Here is a 26,470-nt window from a genome sequence, read left to right as displayed (position 1 = left end):
TCTTATTATCATACCATGCCGTTCCTTTCCCCAAGAAATGTTATCAGTGCGTCGGCAAACTGTCCTTTTCTCGACCTCGAAACATTCAACTGGATTCCAAACGGCAGCAACGCAACGTTCTTTTCCAATCCTTCCACTTTTGCCAAATTCACAATATAGCTGTTGTGTGCATACTCAAATCCCCTTCCGGCCAGACACTCATACAGATCACTTAAAGATTCCTTGCAATGCATCTCTTCTATCTTTCCCTGTCTAGCAATGTATATCGTACAGCCCCTTTTCGCCAGACAGATATATAAAATGTCTTCCGTATGGATGCGCATTATCCTTCCCGCCGATGTAACTGTCACGGAAGAATCTCCACAGCACAATTTCACTTTTAATAAAATCATAGGTATTTCCTTTTTCAGACTTCTGTCATGCAGATCCTTCATGATGTACCGGAACGGTTGTCCAACATTAATGCTGTCAGGAGTCGGTTCAAAACAGCCGGAGCAGAACACCAATATCGCTGCTTCATTATATTCCCTCAGCTTCAGTACTGTTTTATTTCCATCCAATCCAGGCATACGCATATCCATAAAAATCAGATCATGCAAAATATCCGCATCTTCCAATAATTCTTTTCCTGATTCATATTCATAAAACCGTATCTCATTCGAAGACAGAATCCCTTCCGTTTCTATGACCGTCTTTATTTTCTCCCTGTATTCTTTATCATCGTCGCAAATTGCTATTTTACACATATTCATCCTCCAGTGTTAGTTTCTTCTAACCCTTTCCCATAAAAAAACCATCTTGCAGAATCTGAATCCTAAGATTATTTGCCTGTTCCTATAACTCCGGTTCCAAATCTGCAAAGATGGGATCTTCAAAAAATTCCTGTATTGTAATATCCAATCCATCGCATATCTTTTTAATTGTAACTACGCCAGCATTCCTGCTTTGTCCATACAAAATATTTTTCAGTGTTGAAGGCGGGACGCCTGAGCGCACCGCCGCTTCATTCACTGTGATATCTTTCTGCTTAATCAGATCGTTTAACCGATATATGACCGCTGTTTTTATATCCACGGTATCGACCACCTTTTTTTCTTCTATTTTATATAAATCGGCTTTAAAAGGTCGCCCATATATAGTCTTTTTGATCTATGCACGATATTTTTTTAACAGTTTTTCTTATTCTAGCAGAAATCCGCTAAATTTCTATATTTTATTAGATACATGAAACCCTGTGAGAACATTTCTGATCCTACGCAGGGTTTTCCACTTTGTTATAAAATTTTTATATTTTGCAGTATGCTGGATCGGAGTTATCATTCAACTTTCCTTCTGCTGCCGATTGTAAAAACATATTTTTACGAATAAATATTCAGCAGTTCTTCCGGAGAAAGCAGTGTAATCCAAAAGGAAAGAAAATCCTTTTTATTCCTTGTCACAATCGCATCACACTGATTCTCCTTCGTACAAGTTGCAAGTAGGCAGTCTTCAAAATCAGATACTCTCTGCAAATAAGCAGGCAGCACATCTTCGTTCGTCACTGTCAGCACTTTTGCTATGTCCAAAACGGAGCCAAGTGCCTTTCTATAAATTTATACCGTTCTTACATCCCGATCAGCTCCTCTCTCCAGCTCATCTTTTCCCTGCTTTTCTTGGATTTTTCTCTTATTGATTTCCAGTCGTTCATGAATAGATGGCTTCTTTGCCTTCGTAGTTGCTTTATTCTTTTCTGTTTGCATACTCGAAACTACCTTTTTCACAGCTTTGTCATTATCCCCTTTTGTCACATTCGCTGCTCTTGACGCTTCTACTCTGCTGTCCTGCTTTTCTGCAACCTGCCGTTCCTGCTTTTCCTGCACACTTTTTTCTTCCAGACTGCAAAAGCTCTGCAAATATGGCAGCACATGGTTCTGCATATCGGTCAGATCTTCCATACACTTCTGAAACTCTTCATTTCCCTTGTTTTTCAGATAACCAATCCAGCTTTCATCCGTAAGTTTCAGTTCATTTTGGAGTTTCAGCTGACTTAAAATACCGCCATTTCCTGTTCCAATATCTATTTTCCCTTTGAAATGTTGCATCATTTTATCGCCTTTTTCCGCATAATATATAGTAAAAAACATCTGGGCTGTTACCATCGGCTCATCCGTCCTCGGATTACGGTCTGCGTACCATTCCTTATCCTTCTGTGCAGTACGGGAATCCAGATCTGAGAGCTTCTGACAGCGTGGTTCCATCAGCTCTCGCTTTTCACAGTAATTCACATACACCATCGGCTCTGTTTCTTTGGATATATCTGGTTCGTAGGATTTCAGCCGTTCCAGCAAAACACCTGCCCACACGGACTGCTCACAGTCTTCTTCAATCACATCCTTCAGAAAGGAAATATAAGAACCAACATTTCCACTTTGCAGATCCAGCATGACTTCCTGTATGGTATCCTGCCCTGGCTCTACATGGTCCCGATAGTCATACGGATCGAAGTCTTCCGCAATCTCATCCAATGCTGCTGCCAGTTCTTCTGTTGTCATTTTTTTCGGATACATTGCCTCACGCACATCCTGAATCGGGATATATTTATAATCAGGCAATGCTTTATGAATCTTCTCCAAACCTTCACGCACCACCGGCTGATCTTTTAAAAACCGCACATTATCCAAGAAGTCGCCGTGTATCGTTGTTCCCATTACAATTAACAGTTCTGTTTCATCAAACAAGCTATCCTCCGGATCACGATAAATAATCCCCATTCCACTGCCTTTATAAGCGTTTTCCGGATCTTCTCTGTACTTCTCATAGATTGCTGCGATTTCTTTCACATCTGTGCTTTTCTCATAAGCTCCCATATCATGAATTTCATCACATTCTGCAGCATAATATTCCAGATAAGCTTCTTTCTTAGGCGGCATATTATTGAGTACATTATCAATCATGTTATAATTGGCCTCTTCCAGTTCCTCCACCTTTGCCAATGGCTTATATTCGCCCTGGCTTTTCTGAATCTCTGCCATTACAACTTCATCCATTTCTTCTACTTTCTCCATCAACCGATCATAATCTCCACGGATGCGTTCTCCAGTCCAGCCTTCGTCTTCCAAAAGTTCCTCCGCCGCTTCTTCAATAGAAATTTCATCATTCTCATAAACGCCACCATCCATCAAGCGGAAATCTTCATCGTAAAAGGAATAATCATATCCTTCTTCTGTTCTCTGAATAGCAAAGTAACGTTCTCCTACCTCATATGCCAGTTCACTAAGGACCTGTTCTTCCAGATTCAGGAAAGAATCTAGCTGTTCAAAACTGATACTGTCTACAAAATGAGCAGTTACCTTGTCCCCGTCATTCAGAACTACGATATCACTGACAGACAGGGAGTGACCACGGAAGTCTTCCGGTCTGTCAATGTTGAACCTTTCAAAAATATCATCCAGTGACATATTTCCTGATAATTCACCAACATAGACCAGCTTATAATCTTCTTTTTTTATCTGCATACCATGACTTTCAATAAAGCTCATATTCATAAAAGCATAGTTTTCGCCCGGTGAATCCTCCCGGGTCTGATAAATACCAAATGTCCTTCTTGTTCCTAACAACAGGTTTGCTTCTTTCAATGACTGAATCTGTGGATACTTCTGCATTTCCCATTCCAGCTTACGGAAACTCTCCAGTTCTGTCATAGACATCTGATAATGCTCTGGTCCTCGTTCAATTTCCATGCGTTCCGTGACATACATCGGTGATGAAAAATTAGTGATCAGATAGATATCTGCTCCGGCATCGTATAATTTTAGTGCTTCTTCCTGCTCAATGACACTCATAGGCTCCTGAAATGCTCCTAAATTTTCTTCTGCATAATCCAGGTTGTTATCCTTTATCCGTTCCCACATCTGCGATTCCATTCCAAACAAACCATCGTATGCCTGTATCATTTCTTTACTCGCATATTCATCTTTACTGTCATCACTGCCAAGGCAATAAATTTTAGAACCCATTCTGTGATAATCAAGAGCTGCTTCTTTTCTAAGCGGTACCATATCTTCTGCTGTATATCCATAGTCACGTAATTCCAGCTTACCTATGGTTGGATCCGGCAGTTCCTGAATATCCATTCTTGCGTCATCCAGCAAATCCTCTACACCTTCTTGATCTGCCTGACTCACTGCATCTGCCAGATTTCTTACCAAAGTTCTAACTTTCTCTTCCTCGCCGATCAGATTCGCATATTCAAAAATCTGTTCTTTTACATCTGTTGAAAATTCTATATCTCTACGCTCTGCCTGAGCGATCCGTTCCTGCGTATATTCCTGCATTTTCTGTGTTTCTCTACCTATTATCCTGTTTCTTGCCATATAAGTTCCTCCTGTATTCTGAAAGATGGCATAACCCACAGAACATTCTTTCTGCCAGATTATGCCATCTTCCTTGTTATCTTATTCCAGACCGAAATCCCGTTTTCTGTTTTCCTTGCCAGTTTCACTTTCCCGCTGACTCTTTTCTTTATAAATCTGCAGTTTTTCATGGATAGAACCACGTGCCGGTCTTTCTTCTTTCTCATCTGATTCAGATACCTCTGCTTCTGCATCTTCACGTTCATCCATATTAAGCAATGCATTTAGCTCTGACAGTCGCTCCAGTTTCTGGTTCAACTCCTCTTCTTTTGGAAATGGCTTTCCAACCTCTTCTTTTGCATTTGCAAGCTGTTCATATACTGTTTCCAGTCTTTGTTGTGCTTCTGAAAGCTTCTCTGGATAACTGTCCAACAGATTGTTGATACGGGTAATATTTCCAAGTGCATCTGCTCCAAGATGAACTTTCGAGACAGCCTCATGTTTGACAGATAGAATAAATTCTTTACTCCATCCATCAAACTGAATCCTCATATTGAATCCCTGATAGTTTCCGATATCCATCGCAGCATCTACAGCTTTAATATCTTTACATACCGCCAGAAGTGCTGCTCCTGCCTCTTTCTTTTCTGTGAACACTTTGCCACCAATCTCCATAGTAAACTGCTCTGGATCTGTGATTTTATGCTCAGAATAATGAGCGATGTCTGCCTTGTAGCTGTCAATGATTTCTGTCAGTTTTGCAATCTGTTGTGGAAAATTCCTTGCAATATCATCTTCCAGGCGGTACTGATTATTCATGTGGTTAGCTTTTAAAAGCTTTAATTTCGCCACATCAACATCCAATGCCATCTTCTCTTTTACCGCCGGATTTCCGGTTGCAAGTGCCTTGACCTCTGCATAGGAAAGTGCCGCTTCGTCCACATCTTCACAGCTTCGCACAGGTGCTTTACTGGTCATAATCTGAGAAATGAATTTCTGCTTATTCTCGATCAGCTGCCACATGTAGCTGTCGAATGTGGATTCTGTTACATATCGGAAGATATGAACTTTTTTATTATGATTTCCCTGGCGGATAATACGCCCTTCTCTCTGTTCCAAGTCAGATGGTTTCCAGCCAATATCCAGATGGTGCAACGCAATCAGACGATCCTGCACGTTGGTCCCGGCACCCATCTTTGCTGTTGAGCCAATCAAAAAACGAACCTGCCCGGATTTCACTTTTCCAAACAGCTCCGTCTTTTTTGCTTCTGTATTTGCATCATGAATAAAAGCAATCTCTTTTTCCGGTACACCTTTTTCCATCAGCTTGCGTTTCAGGTCATCGTAGACATTAAAACTGCCATCGCCTTTCGGTGTGCTCAAATCACAAAAAATCAGCTGTGCCGATTTCTGTGCTGCTGTGTCTTTCCAGATCTCATAGCTTTTCTCTGCACAGACTGATATTTTGCTTTCCGGATTGTCTGGCAATAATTCGTTCACCAAACGCTGATCCAAAGCTAATTTTCTTCCATCATTGGTGATTTTCAGCATATTATCAACAGAGGCATCTACCCCGCCGTTTCTGACAACTTCTGCACGTTCCCCCAGACTTTCTACGATTTCTTTCTGCTGTTCTGTTGGTTTCAGCACCACTGTTTCATATTCTACTTCCGGCACAGGAAGCTTTAACTGATCGGAAGTTTTGATATCTGCAATCTCCTTGAACATATTCATCAACTCCGGAATATTATAAAACCGTGCAAATCTTGACTTTGCACGGTAGCCTGTTCCTTCCGGTGCAAGCTCAATGCTTGTGACTACCTCGCCAAAGGTGGAGGCCCAGGAATCAAACAGTCCAAGGCCCATATTTTGTAATTTTCTGTTCTGCAGATACCGTTGCATAACATATAATTCCGTCATGCTGTTGCTGATCGGTGTGCCCGTAGCAAAGGTAATGCCTTTTCCTCCGGTAATCTCGTCCAGATACTGACATTTATTAAACATATCTGCCGACTTCTGTGCTTCATTCTGTGCAATCCCGGCTACGTTTCTCATTTTTGTATAAAGAAACGCATTTTTATAGCTGTGTGCTTCATCTACATACAAGTGATCCACTCCCAGTTCTTCAAACGTAACTACCTGATCTTTTTTCTCTTTCTGATTCAGTTTTTCCAGCCTTGTCTGCAGTGTCTTTCTGGTCTTTTCAATCTGTTTGACGGTATAACGTCCGCCATCCTGTTCATACCTTGCACTCTGAATTGCCATTTCCAAATCATCAATCTGCTTCCGTAACATGGCTTCCTGACGTTCATCAGAGATTGGAATACGCTCAAACTGGGAATGTCCAATGATAATAGCATCATAATTTCCCATAGCGATTCTGGCACAGAACTTCTTTCGATTTGCCGGTTCAAAATCTTTCTTCGTTGCCACCAGAATATTGGCACCCGGATATAACTGCAGGAATTCTGCACCCCACTGCTCCGTCAAATGGTTTGGAACGACAAAGAGGTTTTTCTGAGATAATCCCAGGCGTTTGCTCTCCATTGCCGCCGCTACCATTTCGTAGGTCTTTCCAGCTCCTACTACATGAGCAAGAAGCACATTCTCTCCATAAAGCTGATGTGCGACAGCGTTTTTCTGATGTGGGCGAAGTTCAATTTCCGGATTCATTCCTGGGAAAGTCAAATGACTGCCATCGTATTCACGGGGACGGATGCTGTTAAATCGTTCATTGTACACTTTTACCAGCCTCTCTCGTCTCTGCTGGTCTTTAAAAATCCAGTCCTTAAATGCTGCTTTCATGGCATCCTGCTTCTGTGATGCCAGCATGGTTTCTTTCTTATTAAGGACACGGATCTCATCACCATTTTCATTGACACTCTTATCATAGATGCGTACATCTTTCAGGTTCAGGGTATCTTCCAGAATCTTATAGGCATTTGCTCTCTCAGTTCCATACGTTGCATAGGCAAACGCATTTTGGGGACTGTCGGCATTCTTTCCTGTAATCCTCCACTCACCATTTACCTCAGAGAATTTCACCTGTATTTCTTTCTGAAGCAGATACCATGGTGTATGCAATGTTTCTTGCATAAAATCCTGATAATCCGAAGGTTCAATCCAGGTAGCTCCAATACGCACTTCAATCTCCGATGCTTCCAGATCTCTCGGCTGAACTGCCTCTAGTGCACGCACATTCGATGTGAATTCCGGATGATTCTCTGCAAAAGTTCTCGCAGTGTTTAATTTATCCCTGACATTTCCTGACAGATATTCATCTCCACTTTCCCACTGGTCTGTCAGTGGATTCTTAAAAATAACTCCGACCAGTTCTTCTGTGATTTTCTCTTCACTCTTTCCGGTCAGCTCTGCCATATAAGGAAGGTCTACCTTTGCTCTTTCGTTAAGAGACAATGCAAGTGCTTCTGTTGCTGTCTCCACGCTTGTCACAGCAACCGCCTTTTTAATGGTTCGCTTAGTAAACATGTCTGCTTTCCGTTTTAGCGTTCCATCTTCATTCAAGTCTTCCAGTGAACACAGCAGACAATAAGAAGAGTCATCAGAAAACGCCCGTTTGTTGGCATTACTTCCAATGACTCCATACTTCGCCGTGTAGGTATCATATACCTGATTCAGTTTTTCCTGCTGTTTCTGGATTTCTTCATCTGTGACGATTTCCTCCATCTGCATAGCGATCAGTTCTCGGACAGTATCACGGATTGAAACCATCCCTTTTACACGTTCTGCAGTGGCGGCAGGCATTTTCACCTGATTCATCAAAGAGTTGACACGATAATATACCTGATCATCTACCACCGTATAGCTGTAATTTCTAACATTCGGATCAGCCGGAATACTCTCTGGCATCTCATCCAGTTCTGTTTCCACATCTACTGCCGGTACCATGCTTCCCTTAATTTGTTTCACAGCTTCTTGTAACTGTAATTCCAAATCAGCTCCTTCCATTGGAGCACATGTTGTTTCCATACCATACGGACCGGACACTTCTTTCATCTCACCCAGAATCATTTCCGGATGCTGAACAAAATACTGATTGACCGTAATTCCATTGACATCACTATCCAGATTTATCCATTCCGGCATTTCTTTCGTAAGGCTTTCCCTCTTTTGGAAAAACAAGATATCAGCACTGACTTCTGTTCCCGCATTTGCCTTAAAAGCTGTGTTCGGCAGTCGGATTGCTCCCAACAGATCTGCCCGCTCTGCCAGATATTTCCGGACTTCCGGTGACGCCTTATCCATAGTTCCCTTTGTTGTGATCAATGCCGCCACACCACCTGGACGTAACTGATCTATCGTCTTGGCGAGAAAGTAATCATGGATCATGAAATTGTAGCGATCATACTGACGGTCATTGACCTTGTATGCACCAAATGGCACATTTCCAATCGCCACATCAAAAAAATCATTAGGATAATCTGTCTTCTCAAAACCTTTGATCTGAATATTGGCATCTGGATAGAGTAGCTTTGCAATTCTACCGCTGATACTGTCCAGTTCCACACCATAGAGTTTGGACTGATTTAGATTCTCTGGAAGCATTCCAAAGAAGTTCCCGACTCCCATAGACGGCTCCAGGATATTTCCTTTTGTAAATCCCAGATTCTCCAACACCTGATACATACTTTCAATCACAATCGGCTGTGTATAATGAGCATTTAACGTGGAAGCTCTGGCTGCAGCATATTCCTCTGGTGTAAGAACCGTCTTTAATTCCAGATATTCTGTCTCCCATGCAGCTTTTGTCTCATCAAATGCATCTGCAAGACCTCCCCAGCCGACGTACCTGGATAAGATTTTCTGTTCCTCTGATGTCGCATTGCGGTTCTCATCCTCACATTTCTTTAACAACTGGATAGCCATGATATTGGCTCGGAATTTCTCCTTCGGTGTTCCCTGTCCAAGTTCATCATCTGTGATACGGAAGTTCGTTGCTTGAATCGGTTCTGCTATTCCGTTAATCTCTTCCAAAGATTCTTTTTCTTCCGATACCTCAGCTTCTCCCGATAATTCTTTTTCTTTTTTATCATAATCTGTCCACACACGTTGAGAAATAGCAGTAAAATACGAGGACTCTTCCTCCATAATTTCTTCCCTGATTTCCCGTAATTCATCTAAGGTATCCGCATTTACAGTTTTGTTGTGATAATGATAATAAAGTACTTCTTGTCCGAGTTTTACATCCAGACGTTCCAATTCTTGTGTTGACATTCGATTCCAAATATCATCTTTTTCCGTATGAATCGTGAAACCTTCTCCATCATCATGATATTCTAATGTGTATTGAAGTCGATTCACTTCTCCCTTAACTTTGCAATCAAAATCATGGATTCTTGTTCTGGTACCGGACATATATTCTGAATCAACTAATCTCAAATCAGTTATATCTTCCGCTGTCAAAGTATCCTGCTCCAGCTGTTCTCCTAACATCTGCTGTGCTTCTTCCAAATCTGCCAGTCTCTGTGCTTCCTGCCGCTCTTCATACTTTTCCAATTCTTCCGGTGATAAGAAATCATCGGTGCGGATCAGCTGACGGACACGTTCTGCAACCTTATTCCATTTTAATAGAATTTCTACTTCTGGACTGCCAATCTTTCCTTTCGCAAGTTTTAATCCTTTTGCATCATGTGAGGCATCAGATTCATACGCTCCCGGTATCCCAGGTGATGCACCACCTGTTCCATACTCATTTTTCAGGAACTCTGCTGCATCTTTCATATCATGATGCTCCATGAAATACTCATAGATCCGGTTGCGCCCTCCGGCTGTAATGCCGCCTCTTCTAAGGACAGCATCTATTTCATCTTGTGTAATAAAGGAAAGTGCCGGACGTTCGACCGTAAATTTCTGGTCTACCCAGGAACGCTCCCTCTGAAGATCCTGAAAGCGTTGGAGATATTCCGGATTATGCTGAATCTCCCAGCGGTGATAATCTCCCGGATTCTCATCCATATATTTCTGCAGCCATTCAAAACGATAGACAATCGCATCTGCTTCCTCTTGATCTGTCCATGCTCCACTCACTACATCCTGCCAGTCTGAATATGATTGTTTCTTTTCCCAGTTTCTGCAAGTATCCCGAAAATGAAGTGCAAGAAGATTGGTCATTTCTTCCTGCTCCTGTTCAATGGCATTATTGGAGATAAGATTATCAACGTAATTTCCCTCCTCATACATATCCCGAATCCTGTCAGCTGCTTCTTCCCACGTAACGATACGGTCAAAGTTTCTTCTTGCAGAGTCACCTCTCCGGATACGAATACCATCGTTGTCGTACCAGATACTAATTTTCTGACCATCTATGGTAAATCCTTTTCCTCCAGTACCATATTCATCTTTCAGGAAGCTTTGCATTTCTTCATTATCCAGACCTTCAATCAATCTTGCAGTAATGTGAAACAGTGTATTTTTCTGTCCGCTTCCTGTTCGGAGAATATCGTCTACCACTTCATCAGAAATAAGGAAAGCGGCTGGCTGTTCTAATGCAGCTGCCGCTTTCCTTATTTCTCCTAACTGTTCCTCTTGTGTTGGGAATAGACTTAATTGTAAATAATCTCCTGGATCACCAGTTCCTCTGCCTGTGCTTTGATCTGGTTCATGTGTCTGGTCCATGCCATTGTGTCTGCCATCTTGTCCGGTGCCGGATCTTTCTCCAGAAGTTCGTTCATCAGGTCGTCTACTCTCTGTCTTGCCTGACTGTCGATCTCCATCAGATGACTGTCCAGACGGTTCTGCAGTGTCAGAATGTTGAACCTGGCTACTTTGTGATTTCTCAGATACTCTTTCCGCATCATTCCGTACTTGCCGATGGTTCCTCTCGTCTCTTCCAGGCTGATATCCGGAATCTGATACTCTCCGTTCTGGCTGTAACTGATCTCTCTCATAGTCTGTTTCCTCCTTTTTTTCTTCTCTATCTTCTGTGTTATCTATATTGCTTTCACGAATTAACGTGCTAAATTCATTATAAGCTACTTCTTTTTCTTTTGCAACCATTTTCAGGTCATTTTCCAGATCATTCAGAACATATCGTCCAATCTGCATCAGGACTGGTCTGCTGATCTCGTTGACTGCACTTCCCAGATGTCCTAATACTTTCAGCTGATTGAAGTCCGTTATATGCCGAAAATCCTCTGCATCCAGATATTCCTGTACATCCAGTCCACACCTGTTTAGTAATACATACCAAACACTATTGGTCATCAGTTCCCTGAATTCTACTTCCTGATTCTGTTCGTCCAGTTCTTCCAAAAATGTCCCTGTTACATCCAGTCTCAGTTCTTCTAATGCATCTGGAAGCCATTCCTGCATACTCTCCTTCGCTGCCTGATGCAGACTTTCAGCAAGTCCTCCTTCTGTATCTTCCAGTGATAACTGCTCCTGCAGATAATCTGCAACCAGTTGTTCACCTTCCATTGGAAGATTCCATAACTGTGGATCTTTTCCCAGATTCCGCACTTTATAAGTGTCCTGCACATCAAATACATACCGAAGTTTTGTTTTCGGTCCGGAAGTATTGTCAATCAAGGCAATCCCCTTAGATCCCTTTTTGATCCATCGGTACATCTTCTGATTCCAGATTTCCATGGATGCTACGGCAGTTGCTTCCGGTCGCTGTGCATAAATTAAAAGCTGTTCTGGAAAAGTGTATTTGTACAGTTTGGATGCAGTGTTTAGGAACCGCATCCATTCCTGCGGACTGGCAGCTACATCTTTTGCCACCTCTTCCGTCAGCTGTTCCATTGCATATAATTTATTTGCCATGTGCTACTCCTTTTCATAAAATCAGGGACTGCTTGGCACAGTCCCCTTAATATCATCGTTGTTTCTCTTTATAATGCTGTGGCAAGCTCTTTTGACTTATTCTTTGGCACTTTGTCTGCCTCTTTTGCCTTGATCTCTGCCTTGGCTTTCTCCAATCTTCCATGGATTCCACCTTTTACTTCTGCTTTTTCAGCTGCTTTTTCTTTTTCCAGACGTGCTTCCCTACGCTCAGCATTTTCCATTACTGCGGTCTTTTTATCACAGAACTGAACCTTATCAGAAAGCTGTTCCTGTCTTTCCACCTGTGTCTCATTGACTTCCTGTACCATCGCATTTAATTCTGGAACCTGAAAAATTCCGTTATCAGGGAGAATCAACACTTCATGAACGGAAGATGGGATGACAAAGTAATCACTTCCCAGGCATTCCCCAATCTGTTTACGAATATCTTCCTGCAGTAACAGGGAAGCTCCATTCATCTTAGCTTTGTTTGTCAGACAGAACATTGGGTTTTCCATGGCTTCCATATCCATTTTTTCATTCAGCAGGTTTTCTGGTTCTTCACCAAAAATCATAGATTTGATAATCTCATTCATATCCATAAGTGTGACACCACGTTTTCGGTCTGCCACCATCGCATCCGCTTGAATCTGTTCGGCAGATACTCCCCACTCGTTCATCAGAGAAACAGTTACCGGAATGCTGCTGATCCCTTCTCCATTTTCCTCCAGATTTACTGCATAATAAGCTGCAAAATCTCCGTGTTCTGTGACTACTTTATCTGCAAGAAGATCGGTATTCCATTCCTTATCACAAATTCTCACCTGTAATTTGTCCTTCATCTTTTCATAATCAAGAATATCCGGAACTCCCATATCAAAAAATTCTGCTTTTCCCTGTGCCTCAATACGCATATCAGCCACATCGCCAACACAAGAGTCTACATCTTTTCCATGAATATATTCCTGGTAGAGGGAATCCAGATAGACTGTCGGTACGATTCTCTGATCTCCGTTTGGAATCGTAATACCTGTCAACTTCAACCCGTTGTTTTTTTCTACTTCCTGCAGTTTAATTTCTGCGTCCTTATAAGACTCTGGCAGATACTCCTTTACATTGTCTTTGACATATTCATAAAATTCTTTTCTGTTCATCATACGCTTTTACCCCTTTCTGATCATGTGATGGTTCATTCTTTTTCTGCTGACCATCTGCTCGGCTTTCTTCTGATAAGCCATCATTCTCTTTAAAGTTTTCTCCTGGTTTTTTCGTGCTTCCTGTCTTTTTTCCATTGCTTTCATCATAGTTTTTTATTCCTTTCTGTGATTTTTTTGTATGAAAAAGGGAGCCTCAAATAGAAGCTCCCAATCATAACCGTTGGTTTCCTTATTTGCTTTTCTTTTTTCTGCAGATATAAAGTCCTGCCATACCTCCTGTGGAGATTACCAGAAGCAGAATCGGCAGCCAAATATTCGTGCTGTCACCTGTTTTTGGTGCATTTGATACCTTTGTCTCTTCATGGGACTGTGGTGTATCCGGTGTGTTCGGTGTTTCTGGAACTTCCGGTTTCTCATTTGTCAGATTAAAGGTAACTTCTACAACTGGTGTACTGTCATCTGCATAGGCAAATGTCACTTCATGCCTGGTCTGATCCAGTGTGTATCCGTCCAGTGTCTTTGTTTCCACCAGATAATACTTGATAGCGGTATCATATTTGCCGTTCTTAAATGTGGCACTCTCATACAGCTTACTCTCTGCATGACCGGCAGCATCTGTCTTTAAGGTTTCCAGAACTTTTCCTTTGCTGTCACGGAGTTCAAATTCTACCCCTTTCAGTGGTTCTCCTGACGATTTATCTGTCTTATTGAGAATCACTTTTCCCTTGGCAGTATCATCTTTCATAGCCACTTTCTGGATTTCTCCGGTATCTTTCACCTCAAATGTCACATCAGATGTCAGAAGATATCCTTTCGGTGCCAGCTCTTCACGTAAGGTATATTTACCGATTGGCAGTTTTTCGATATAGTGTGCTTCCTCTGTGGAAGTCCAGCTCTCTACTACCTGATCGTCTTTGTCAAGAACCGTCAGTTTTGCACCTGGAATCTCAGTTTCTCCTGTGATATCCGTCTTACTGATCTGCACTTTTGTCACATCATCTTTCATCTCATGCTTCTGAACCTCTGCTGTATTCTCTACTGTGAAAGTAATACTTTCTGCAGTGACATATCCATCTGCCGGTTTTGTCTCTGTCATGGTGTATTCCTTACCAACAACCAGTTCTTTGATCACATGGGATTCCTCCGTAGAAGTCCATTCATCTACTGTATTGCCATCTGAATCCGTCACTTTCAGGTGTGCACCTGGAAGTTCTTTACCTGTTGTCAGGTCTGTTTTGGACAACTCCACTGTGGTTGGCTGATTTTCAAAAGTAAAGTCGTAGCTTACTTCTGCCTGGTCTTCTCCGGCATATTCAAAGGTAAACTCCTGTACTTCATCTGTTGTAACAAATCCGTCCGGTGCAAAGATCTCTTTCACATAGTATTTTCCGTCTATCGGAAGATCTGCCGTAAAAGTAATCTGTCCTTTTTCATCCGTTACTCGCTGCTCGATCAGACTTTCCTTCTCAAGGAGTACCTCACCCTTTGCATTTTTGATATCTTCACTGGTATAAAGACCGAAGACACCACCTGCAAGAACACGTTCTGTATCTTTTTCTTTCTTCAGAACCGTAACCTTTACTTTCTGACGGGCATTCTGCCATTTCTCATCATAAGTGATAACTGGTGTATCCTGATCACGATAGGAAAGGTCAACATATCTCGGCTCTTTGTCCAGCACATAACCATGGGCTGTTTTTACTTCCTTCACATAGTACTTGCCAGCCGGGAGATCTCCCATCTGTGCAATACCATTAGAATCTGTGGTAATGGTTCCCACTTTTTCATCTGCTTTAAAATAATCTTCGCTGACACCATCTGCCGCTTTGATATCTTCCGCAGCAAATACATCGAAAGTTACATCTGTAAGACTTCCAGTTACATATTCAAAGAGATGCTCCACAGTACCTTTTACATTGTCCAGAAGTGTCACTTTATCCAAAAACTCTCCATTTTTGTTGATGATCAGAAGTCCTGTCGGTACTTCATCTTTCATCTCTACTTTCTGAATCTCTTCGGTATCTTCCAGCGTGAACTTCACATCCATTGCTTTCAGATAACCATAAGGTGCCATTTCCTCACGAAGAGTGTATTCCTCACCAACTGTCAGTCGTTTGATCACATGTGGCTGATCTTTTACAGAAGTCCACTGATCCACAACATTTCCTTCTTTATCAAGAACGGTGAGTTTTGCCCCATCCAGTTCCACACCTGTTGTTACATCAGATTTCGTAATTTCTACTGTTGTTGGCTGGTTCTTTTTCACTGTTTTCAGTTTTACTGTCTTCACATCCTGTCCCTGGTAAGAAGCATTCAGATTCAGAACTTCATCAGAGGACACAAATCCAGCCGGTGCTTTTAACTCTTTCACATAATACTGTCCAAGTGGCAGATCCAGCGTACATACTGCAAGACCATTATTATCAGAGGTCATTTCCTGTAAGAGTGTATCTGCTTTCACGATTACTTTTCCATCTGCCTTGATATCCGCTTTGTTATAGATACCAAAGACAGCTCCTGCTACGGTTGCACCATTTTCTGCATCCTGTTTTTCTACCTGAATCGCAACTTTCTGTCGGTCATCGCCAACAGTCACTTCTTGTTCAATCACCGGTGTATCCTGATTGGCATAGACAAATGCGACTTCTGATCTGTCATGGTTCAGGACAAATCCTTCCGGTGCAGTCTCTTCTACCACATAGTAAGAACCAAGCGGCAGGTTATCAGCAACTGCTTTTCCGTCTTCTCCAGTCGTTACCGTTGTTACCAGTGCATCTTTTGCATAGATCAGCTGTCTGTTTCTGTTTTCATCTTTCTGGTAATCCGGTGTATAAATATTTTCAGCTGCATAGACATTAAATTCTGCACCCTTCAGGTATCTTTCTTCATAAACAAAATCCTTCTTGAATCCGGTCAGCATCTCACCTTTTTTATAGATCGTCAGCTTTCCTTTTACCGGATGGTTCTCGTAATCTACCGTAATAATGGCATCTCCGCTTTCAGAATCCATCTGGTATGCTGTGTTTGCATCCACTGCAATCTCTACATAATTCTTGTTGATTGTGTACCCTTCCGGTGCGTTGACTTCCTCAATCCGGTAATGTCCGATCTTCAGATTCTTCGGCATGATCAGATACCCCTGACTGTCCGTAAAATAGGACTTATGGGTTGTTGTCACTGGGTAAGTTGTTACCTGTTCCACATACTTTTTATTATCCAGGTCATATACCTTAAATTCTGTTCCTGCAATCAGGACGGATTTCTTTGTTTCATCGTCTTTTTTCACGATTTTCAGTTTTGCCTTAAACTCTTCATCCAGAAGCACTCGCCAGATCTGTGGCTCATTTGGATGATGCTCTGTGATATTCACTTCAAAATCATCAACTGGCTTGTAATTGTGCGGTGTTGTTGTCTCACGCACGATATAGCTTCCAAATGATAATGGAATACTGCAGGCATAACCTTTTTCATCTGTGAAAATCTCAGTTGCTCCATTTTCTCCACTCACTACAGGTTTTGCAGAATCAAAGTCGTAGCTTCCATCTGCTTTCTTTGTAAGGGAAGATTTCAGATAAACTGTGAATCCCGCTCCGGATAACAGATCTGCATCGGTCTTTCCATTGTTGGCTGCTTTGATGATCTGAAATGGCTGCTTGATGACCTGCTCACTGGAAGTGCACTCTCTTTTTACTTCTGCTGTCATATCTCCTTCATAACTGCATGTAAGATCATGCTCTTCTGCATCTGCTAGGTATCCGGTCGGCGGAGTAATCTCTTTGACATAATATTTGCCAAGATATAAGCCATTTACAGAAGCCTGTCCTTTGTCATCTGTTGTAAGAGAAGCTACCTGCTCTCCTGCTTTATAAATAGTTCCCGTTGCTCCATCCGGGTACACGATATCTTCACGGGCATACAGTCCATAAACTGCACCTTTCAGTGTGGCATCTCCCTGTGGTACTGCTTTTCCTGTTTCTTTATCAACTTTGAATAAATTGATCTTTGCTGTCACACGGTCATTGCTAAAGGTATGGGCAAATGATACGGTTGCTTCTTTATCATTGGTGTAAGAAAACTTGAACGTATACACATCTTCTGTATTTCTTACATAGCCTTCCGGCGCCTGATCTTCCTTTACAGAATAGGAATATCCAATCGGAAGATCTGCTGTGAATTTTGCAGTTCCATCTGCTCCAGTAGTTGCTTTCTCAATCAGTGTTCCTTTTTTCACAACAACGGTTCCGTCTGCATTTCTAATATCATCGGATGCATACAGAGCAAAAATACCGCCTTTCAGTGGTTTCTTGGTGTCTTTATCCTGTTTTACTACAGAAACATCTGCTTTCTGTCTCTCGTTGTTAAAAGTCACATCTGCAAATACAACTTCTTTGTTCTGACCAGCATAAGTTAGAGTCACTGACTTTTCTTCGCTGCCGTTATAGAAAGAGTCCGGTGCTTTTGTTTCTTTTACCACGTAGGTTCCAAGATGCAGGTTTTTCAGTGTGACAGAACCATTCTCACCTGTTGTCAGGTTTTCTTTTACAAGGTCACCTTTGCTGTACACTTTTGTACCATAAGCAGTTACGATATCTGCCCCGGCATACACGTTATACACTGCATTTTTCTGTCTGCGGTTTTCATACTGAAATACCGTTCCATTTTCACTGACCTCTGCTCCGGTCAGAACCTGTCCTTCTTTGTAAATGGTAAGCTCTGCCAGCTGTTCCTTATTTTCCACGGTTACAGCTGAGGTCTTACTTGCTACCAGTTTTACATTTGTTGCCGTTGCATTTACTACATATCCCTGTGGTGCTGTGATCTCTTTCAGATAAACAGTATCCTGTGTCTTGATGATCGTAACAGAAGATTTTCCATTCTTATCTGTTGCCGGCATCTGAGTGATCAGCTTTGTACAAGCCTCATCGCTGTATACACCGAATACTGCACCTGCAAGATTGACATCCGCTGTATCGTCTTTCTTTACGATTTCGATCGTAGCCTGTTCAATCCAGGACACCTTTAAGCTTACATATTTTTCATCAGCAACACCTTCTCCAAATACAAATGCCAGATCCTGAACACTTGCATTCGTAGTCAATTTATATGCTGAATAATCTTTTGTAATACTTCCCTTCATTTTTGCAGAAAAAGTAGCACTTACATCTCTTGTCTGTGTCAGAGGAGCTGAGAGATAAAACGTGGTTCCTCCTCCAATTGTTACGCTTGCACCTGCCGCACTTACATTTCCAGTAGATACATTATGGAGCTTTACTCCTTTTGGTAAGTCCATTGTGATTTTCTGCTGGGAAGATGCGTTGAACTGAATGTTCTCCGTTCTCTGAACATTTCCATCTACATAAGCCTTTACATCCGGCTTTGAAAATGACATCGCTACATCTGGTATTTCCGGCTTATTCACACAATAATTATAGAGTTCTTTTGCCAAAGCCTCTCCTGTAGCATTGGTTCCGTAAAATGCATCACTACTTCCGTTGGCATATGATGCAGCCATATGAATAATGATGAATCTTTTTCCTTCTGAAAAATCCGTGTGTTTATTAGCGAAAAAACTCTCGCTTCCTGCGGCATCTGTACCGTAATAACACACTTTTGCTAACGCCTGATTGTCTCCAATCTTTGTAATTGTATAATTTCCAGATCCAGGTCCTGGCTTTGCTGGCTGTACACAATACGCAATTGCTCTGACGCTTCCGTAGCTGATATAGTACGGCTCTGTCAGATAGGTTCCAAGATTATAATCTGCATATCTATACAGTGGTCCTTTTTCAATTGTTACCTGCTGTGTACTTCTTGCTGAATAAGCCGAAACTGCTTCAAATGTTGCAATCTCTCCTTCTTCCATAGCCTCAAGATCCACACCTTCGTCTCCTGCCTGTTCCAAAACATCATGAAGCTCTAACCCTGATTCTTCATCATAGGTATCCTGATTCTGTGCCTGCTCTACCAAATCATCAAATTCATCAGCGTCAATATCGGTAATCTCCGATTCTGCTTCTGAATCCTCCGCTTCTTCTGTCTGCTGTTCACTGCCAGCTGTTTCGGATTCAGTCACTGCTTCACTCCCTGCCGCCTCTGTCTGTACTTCTGTTTCTTTCTCACGCACAATCAGTTTTCGGCTGATCTGGTACTTCGGATGCTCCTGATTTACCGGTTCCACATAATAGACCGCTTTGTAAGTGTCCGCATGATCTGTCGTAAAATCCTCATTCTTTTCGTTCTTTGCTTCCTCAAATGTGACTTTGACCTTGTTATCATCCTTGATTTCCAGTCCTGTGTAGTCTGATTTCACATCAAATACACTGCCTGTTTCGATTTCATAATCTTTGGCAGTCACCACCTCATCTTCATCCAGAAGGTCTTTCACTTTCTCATAAAGTGGAGGTTTTTCCTCTGGCCGGATCTCCGCTGCATATGCCGTCATCGGAGACAGCACTGTACTAAGCATTGTCATGCCTGCCAGCAAGCCAGATACTACTTTTCTAAAATTACCTTTTTTCTTCATGCTAAGGTCCTCTCTTTCATAATATTTGTATTAAAACAGACAGTCCTTAGACTGCCTGCAATACACTACTTATCGTTGCGGAAAACTCAGATTGAACTGCACATTTCCCTCGCCGGGATCAACCATTTCCACAGTTGCTTCATACTGTCTCCCTGTTTTTCTGGATACCAGATCCTTATAATGGATTTTTCCTTTAGACAGGAACTTCTTTGCTGCCACCTTATCCATCTTTTTTCCCTGACTTGCAAGAAATTTATCATTTTTCCATAAGGTAAAAGCACAGTTCCGGTCAGAACAGTAAAAATTTACTTTTCCTTCCCTGACATCTGCTCCACAGCGGGGACATTTGCCAATGACTTCTCCTTTTGCCTTTCCCTGAAACTGATTTTTCTTCTCTTCTGAAATCCCCTGATACCTGGCAACCAGTTCCTGCATCAGCTCTGTAATCCCATTTAGGAATTCATCTGCTGTCTCTGTATTCTGGGCAATGTGATTCAATGCCATTTCCCACTCTGCTGTCATCTTCGGAGATTTAATCTCATCCGGCAGAACCGTAATCAGTACATTGCCATCATCTGTCGGTACCAGATTTTTCTTTTCTCTTTTCACAAAGCCAGACTGAATCAGTTTTTCAATGATTGCTGCCCTTGTTGCCGGAGTACCAAGTCCTTTCTTCTCTGTATCTTCGGTCAGTTCTTCATTTCCTGCACGTTCCATAGCAGAAAGCAGGGTATCTTCTGTGTACTGTTTCGGTGGCTGTGTAAAATGCTCCGATACAAAAGAATCACAAGGACCGTAATGCTTGCCAACCCAGATATCCAGCTCCGGCTCTTCTTTCTCAATCTTTACGCCAAAGAACTGTTTCAATTTATTTTCGATTGCCTTGAATCCTTCCTGCTTTGTTTTCTTTGCCGTGAGATAAAACGTATGATAATTACAGGTAATCTGGCATTTATGGCTTTCATAAATATAAGGATCTGCAGTTGCTGTCAGAACCCTGGCACTGATCAGATACAAAATCTTGCGGTTTCGTTCTTTCAGTTCACCAATATCTGCTTTGGCTACTTCCATGGTTGGGATAATCGCATGGTGATCAGATACTTTCTTTGAATTTAATACCTTACTCACGTCTGACTGATATTCCAGACCTTCGGCATAAGGCATTTTCCCAAGTAGCATCTGAATCAGTGTTTCAGTGCTTTCTCCCATCTCATCTGTCAAATACTGGCTATCAGTTCTCGGATAAGTGACAAGCTTCTGCTCATACATCTCCTGCACGGCATCCAATGTCTGCTGTGCGGTATAACCAAACATTCTGTTAGCTTCCCTCTGCAGAGTGGTCAGATCATAGAGCTTCGGAGGGCGGACCGTTTTCTCTTTCACATCATCCTTCTCTACTTCGCACATACGCTCCATACAGTCCGCAGCCACTCTATCTGCATCTTCTTTTTTCTGAAAATGCTCTGTAACCGCATCCATATCGTCAAACTTGATATGAGCCATATAATATTTCTCTTTGGTAAATTCCTTGATCTTCTGATTTCGATCAACGATCATAGCAAGTGTTGGTGTCTGCACTCTTCCAACTTTCAGATTCTGGTTATACAGAACGGAAAAAAGACGACTCGCATTGATTCCCACCAACCAGTCTGCCTTTGCCCTGCAAAGTGCTGACTGATAGAGACTGTCATAACACGAACCGTCTTTTAATGACGCAAATCCATCTTTAATTGCCTGTTCTTCCATAGATGAGATCCAGAGCCGCTTCATCGGCTTTTTGCATCCTGCCTGCTCATACACCAAACGAAAGATTAACTCACCTTCACGTCCTGCATCAGTAGCACAGATCACCTCATCTACTTTGGAATCTCTCATCAGTTTCTTTAAGATTCCGAACTGCTTCTTTGTGCCCTCCAAAATCTTGTGTTTCCAACATTCCGGCACAATCGGCAGATCCTCATATCTCCATTTTTTATATTTTTCATCGTATTCCGATGCATCGCATAATCCCACCAGATGTCCTACGCACCAGGAAACGATATAACCGTTTCCCTCCACGTAGCCATCTTTTCTTGTTCTGGCTCCAAGAACGGAAGCCAGTGCCATCGCAACCGATGGCTTTTCTGCAATCACTAATTTCATTTACTCCTGCTCCTCTTCTTCATCTTCCAGCACATTATCGTCAAAATCTTCATCTCTCAGGATTTCCGGTTCTGTACTTTCTTCCTGCTCATCTGCATCGTCTACTTCCCGCTTTTCAGACTCTGAATCTTCGGATTCATCTTCATCCTCTTCCATCTCATCCTCGTCATCATATTCATGCTTTGGTTTATAGACTTTGAAGTAATATCCTCCTGCCGCAGCTCCGACTGCAACCAGTGCAATCAAAAGATACGTTCCAAATGGACTTTTATCTTCAGGCATCTGAATATCATCCTCTACCTTATCTTTCTCGGCTGACTCTGTCGTTTCCGGCTTTTCTTCCTCTGCTTTTTTCTCTGGTTCTGCATAAACCGTATCTACTTCCGGAAGTGTCACCGAATCAGAAAGTGTGAAGTTCATCAGATCTTTTTCACTAACTTCGGTAAGAAAATACACATTATCCTGAGATTTTGAATTGTCAATAATCAGATAGAAAATCTTGCCACTCTTAGTTGAAATGGTATAAAACTCTTTTGTGCCTTCCGTAGCTGTTTTGGTAACAGAATCTGCTGTCTCGCCTTCTTTATTAAGCTGTTCCTCAATACCTGTCACTGTCCGATCATCCACAGTTCCTTTTGCATCTGTTGGCTCAGAAGCCTGTGCATCCTGCGGAAGTGGTGAAGTCGTTGTTTTCTCAGTCCCAGTTGCATCTGCACTGGTCGTGGTTGCCATCGCACCATTACTGTCACTGGAAGTTTTCTGTTTCTCTGCCTGCTTCTTTGCCCATTCATAATAAGGATTCTGCAACACATACTTTTCAGAAGTATTTCCGGCACCATCCGTTACCGTGATTTCAATCTGTTTTGTTGTAAAATCTTTCTGTGTCAGTTGCACTCTCAGCATTCCATCCTTCAGATCTGTATAAGTGGTGCCATTAACTGTCACAGAAGTAATGCCGGAAACGGTATCATTTCCCTGAATCGTCAGTACACCATCTGTCAGAGATGCAGAAAGCGTAGGCTTTTCTGTGTCATAACACTTAATAGAGCGATTCTGCTCATAGACCTTCCCCTCACCATCTGTCACACGCACATACACTGTCTGGTTTCCAGTGATCGTGATACTTCCGCTTCCGGTTACATCCTGCCAGCTCCCATCTTTTCCTGCTTTTGCTTCAATTTTTGCTATTGAGAAACCTTCCGGCATATGGCTGGCATCTACCGTAACAGCAATGGTTGTTTCTCCCTGTTTCCAGCCATCCGGTTTCTCGATCGTAATTGCAGGTGTGGTATTCTCAGCTGCATAAGCAGTCTGTGTCTGGAGCAAAGGTGTTGTCAGGCAAAGAAATGTCGTTGCTGCAAGCAAGCTCTTTTTTACCCTGCTTTTAGTAATTGTTCTCTTCTTCTGTTTCATTTTTTCCAGATTCATCATCGGCTTTTTGTTTCCTCCTTCTGTATTTCTACCCTGCCGGGCAGTTCATTTTTCATTCTCTTTTTGAAAGCTTCCAGCTCTGGAATGCTCATATCCATTGCACGGATAATTTTTACAATTTCCAGATTTTCCGCTTCTGTTTTTGCAATCTCCGCAGCCTTGAACCGCTTTAAATCTGCTTCATATCTGGCTTTGGAGGCTTCCATTTTCTCTTTGGCTTTCTCATAATCTGCCGTTGCTTTTTCAAGACTTTTCATCGCTTCTCCTTTCCGGACGGCTGATGCAGCCGCCCTTTTTTCTTACCATCGTCCAAATCCATAGAAATGGCTCTGCCAGTATGGGGAATTGATGGACGTATACTGCACCGGATGTCCACAATGGATCATCTGACCATTGCCTACATAGATTCCGATATGCGTTACCGGCTCCCCTGCGTCGTAAGTTCCAGTAAAGAAGATCAAATCTCCCGGCTGTGCCTCCGACTGGGATACTGGTGTACAAATGTTGTACAGTCCCTGTGCTGTTAGTCTTCCTGTATTCCTTACACCAGAGTTTGTCAGACAGTAGCTTACAAATCCGGAACAATCGAATCCACTTGGGGAATATCCACCCCACACATACGGTGTTCCGAGATATCTCGCTGCTTCATTTAACAAACGCTGTGCTGCTTCACTGGTATATTCATTGCCGCCAAAGCCTGCCCCTTCTCCTGTTTCCAGATAAAAGATCGGGTTTAACCGCTCTCCATTTTTCAGAAGTTCAATATGAAGATGGCTTCCTGTAGAATTTCCGGTATTTCCTACAAGACCTATCTCATCACCTTTCGTGACGGTTGCTCCTGCAGATACACTCCGGCTGCTTAAATGTGCATACCGCAGTTCATAGCCTTTACTGTCCTTGATCACAACATAATTGCCATAGCTGTCGTTATAAGCAGAAGTTGTAACCGTTCCGGTCAGCCCTGCCATTACTTTTGTCCCTTCCGGTGCTCCGATATCCATACCATTATGAAGCTGATTTGCTCCTGATATTGGATGAATCCTGTATCCATAATAGCTGGTCACACTGGAATACCAGTTAAAATCAACCGGTGTTGCAAACATCTGCAAGTTGCCTTTTGTATCGTTGTAGGCACTGAACAGTTCTTTCTGGAAAAATCCCAGCCTGTCCTGACAGATTGACATCAGGTTTCCACTATTTAAGGTGACATTCAACACATCTACATCTCTTGTCCTGGTCACTTCCACTTCATTGCTTCCATTATCATCTGCCAGATAACATTCCCATATCTGATGTCCATGTGCAGATGCTGCCGCATGACTGTCATAATAGACATCAAACTGTACACCATATCTTGCGAAAGCTCCGGTATCTTCTACGGTATATTCGACACCATTCATAACTACCTTTGTTCCCATTGGTACAAACGGATTGGAAGCATCTACCGCTAAGGTATGATTGGCAGTTGGATATGCTCCACTGGCAGTCGGTCCTCCGCTCCAAATACCACAACAGATTGGGCAGTTGCAATAGCCACTGGTCACAACCTGTCCCAAAGATTCTCCAACCCTTACTGTCGCAGTCTCTGTCACAGTCTCATTCACTGCTTCAGTAGTCAGATGGTATTGCTCTGCAAACAACGCATCCAGTTCCGGCTTCACCTGCTCAAACGTAAACTCCTCATATTTTGCAGACAGGTAACTGATTAGGATAAACGGATCATGCTCTATCGGACCAATATCATAACGGTACTCATCATGCCCCGGTTCTTCCGATTCCATGTTGTTGATCCGCTCCTGCAGATTAGCTTCCAGCTGTGTGTAATACAGTTCCGCTTCCCGGATTGCCTGATCCGATGACAGATAACTGGTTCCGGTATAAGTGATCACATTTTGTAAAAACACTGCAGAGCAAGACGTGACATTCGTTATGATCAGAAACATCAATCCGATCAGAACTGCTACACTGATATACACCTTCCGGTTTTCTTTAAAGAAGTTGGTGACTTTGCCGCCAATCTTCTTGATATAATCAATCGTACCTTTTGCAGCTGTTCCTACTGTCTGTTCACTTCTCTTCGCTTTGGCATAATCCCGTTTGATCTGTTGCTTCTGAATCTGTTTTTTCAGTTTCTTCTGCTCCTGACGGGCTGCAGCCTGTGTCTGTTTCTCTGCCTGTCTTTCAAGTCTGCTTCTTTTTCTGGATGCCCTCTGTTTCCTGCGTCTGGCACTTCTCTGTTCCAGCCGGTAAACACCTTCGCCACTTTCTTCTAACTTATGGGCACCTTCTACCGCCGCATTATCGTCTTCATTTTTGCTGATCTCACGGTGCAATGCTATGGAAGTTGCACTTCCTGCTTTCTTAACAGCAGAAATTTTTTCTGTTTTCACAGATTCCCCTTCGCCAAACTTCAAGCGGGATTTCTTCTTTCCAGGAGCCTCCCCTTCATTTGGCCGATAGACCTGTGCCTTCTTGGAATGCTGCTTAGCTTCCTTTTTCTTTTTTGCTTCCTCATAAGAAAACTTTTTGGCTTTTTCCTTCTGTTTTTGATGGCGGAAATTGACTCCATCCGTATCCATCTGGTTCAATTTCTCCATATCTTTGTCATTTTTCACAGAAGCACCAGTTTCCTCATAAGCAAACTTCAAACGTTGTTTTTGTTTTGGCTTTTTGCTGCCACCTGTCTGATTTCTCCGGCTGTCTCCTCTGTTTTCTGATAGATCAGCACGTTTTTCTTTCAGTCTCCCTGACTGTCCGGCTTCGGATTTTTCTGCAAGTCTGGATTCTTTTCCGACTTCAGCACGGATTCTTTTCCGATTTTGCTGTTTACTACTCTGTCCCAAATCCTCACTTTGCTTCTCTGTCCGTATCAGTTCCGGTGCATCTCTGGATTTTTGCACAGAGGGTCGAATATTTTTCCCACTCCGTTCAGACTGGCGGGGAGTCTTATCCACAAGGTTTTCTTCTTTTTCCCCCTGTTTTCTTCCCATCTGCACATCACCGACACGGTTACTGACACGAACAGAAGATTTATCTGTCAGGTTTTCTTCCACCAGCCCATCCTTGGTCATCTTCTGGACTTTCTTGTCCCTGACTTTCAT

General features: G+C 42.5%; 12 protein-coding genes. All 12 read right to left on the bottom strand.

Going from position 1 to position 26,470, the window contains the following annotated elements; all coding sequences use genetic code 11:
- Positions 1-8 precede the first annotated feature (8 nt).
- Positions 9-746 (bottom strand): LytR/AlgR family response regulator transcription factor, encoded by a 738-nt coding sequence (locus tag LI162_RS03635; RefSeq protein WP_008688094.1) that lies wholly within the window; start codon positions 744-746, stop codon positions 9-11.
- A gap of 88 nt (positions 747-834) precedes the next feature.
- Positions 835-1,074, bottom strand: a complete 240-nt coding sequence (locus LI162_RS03630) for a helix-turn-helix domain-containing protein (protein WP_008688092.1) — start codon at positions 1,072-1,074, stop codon at positions 835-837.
- A gap of 284 nt (positions 1,075-1,358) precedes the next feature.
- Positions 1,359-1,565, bottom strand: a complete 207-nt coding sequence (locus LI162_RS03625) for a PIN domain-containing protein (protein WP_024728263.1) — start codon at positions 1,563-1,565, stop codon at positions 1,359-1,361.
- A 27-nt stretch (positions 1,566-1,592) separates the two neighbouring features.
- Entirely contained in the window at positions 1,593-4,352 is a 2,760-nt protein-coding gene (locus LI162_RS03620) for a YodL domain-containing protein (RefSeq protein ID WP_227155764.1), read from the bottom strand.
- 81 nt (positions 4,353-4,433) lie between these two features.
- Complete coding sequence (locus tag LI162_RS15550) at positions 4,434-12,116, bottom strand: DEAD/DEAH box helicase family protein (protein WP_255615904.1); 7,683 nt, start codon at positions 12,114-12,116, stop codon at positions 4,434-4,436.
- Between the two features lie 68 nt (positions 12,117-12,184).
- Entirely contained in the window at positions 12,185-13,273 is a 1,089-nt protein-coding gene (locus tag LI162_RS03605; RefSeq protein WP_227155760.1) for a DUF5688 family protein, read from the bottom strand.
- 6 nt (positions 13,274-13,279) lie between these two features.
- Positions 13,280-13,420, bottom strand: a complete 141-nt coding sequence (locus tag LI162_RS03600; RefSeq protein ID WP_005344203.1) for a hypothetical protein — start codon at positions 13,418-13,420, stop codon at positions 13,280-13,282.
- Between the two features lie 82 nt (positions 13,421-13,502).
- The gene (locus LI162_RS03595) at positions 13,503-19,796 is read right to left on the bottom strand and encodes a SpaA isopeptide-forming pilin-related protein (protein ID WP_227155758.1); all 6,294 of its coding nucleotides are present in this window, start codon (positions 19,794-19,796) and stop codon (positions 13,503-13,505) included.
- Positions 19,797-19,865: 69 nt separating this feature from the next.
- Positions 19,866-21,938, bottom strand: coding sequence for a DNA topoisomerase 3 (locus LI162_RS03590; RefSeq protein WP_227155756.1), 2,073 nt, complete (start codon positions 21,936-21,938; stop codon positions 19,866-19,868).
- On the bottom strand, positions 21,939-23,369 hold the full coding sequence (locus LI162_RS03585; RefSeq protein ID WP_331470788.1) for a CD1107 family mobile element protein: 1,431 nt from the start codon (positions 23,367-23,369) through the stop codon (positions 21,939-21,941). It abuts the gene before it with no gap.
- A complete protein-coding gene (locus LI162_RS03580; protein WP_227155754.1) occupies positions 23,366-23,626 on the bottom strand; it encodes a DUF4315 family protein in 261 nt (86 codons plus the stop codon). Before LI162_RS03580 ends, LI162_RS03585 begins: the two co-directional genes overlap by 4 nt.
- 42 nt (positions 23,627-23,668) lie before the next feature.
- A complete protein-coding gene (locus LI162_RS15875; protein ID WP_227155798.1) occupies positions 23,669-26,470 on the bottom strand; it encodes a CD1108 family mobile element protein in 2,802 nt (933 codons plus the stop codon).

The sequence above is a fragment of the Mediterraneibacter sp. 210702-DFI.3.120 genome (genome assembly GCF_020561005.1).
Classification (GTDB): Bacteria; Bacillota; Clostridia; order Lachnospirales; family Lachnospiraceae; genus Mediterraneibacter; species Mediterraneibacter faecis.
This window is presented reverse-complemented; position numbering and strand designations above follow the sequence as displayed.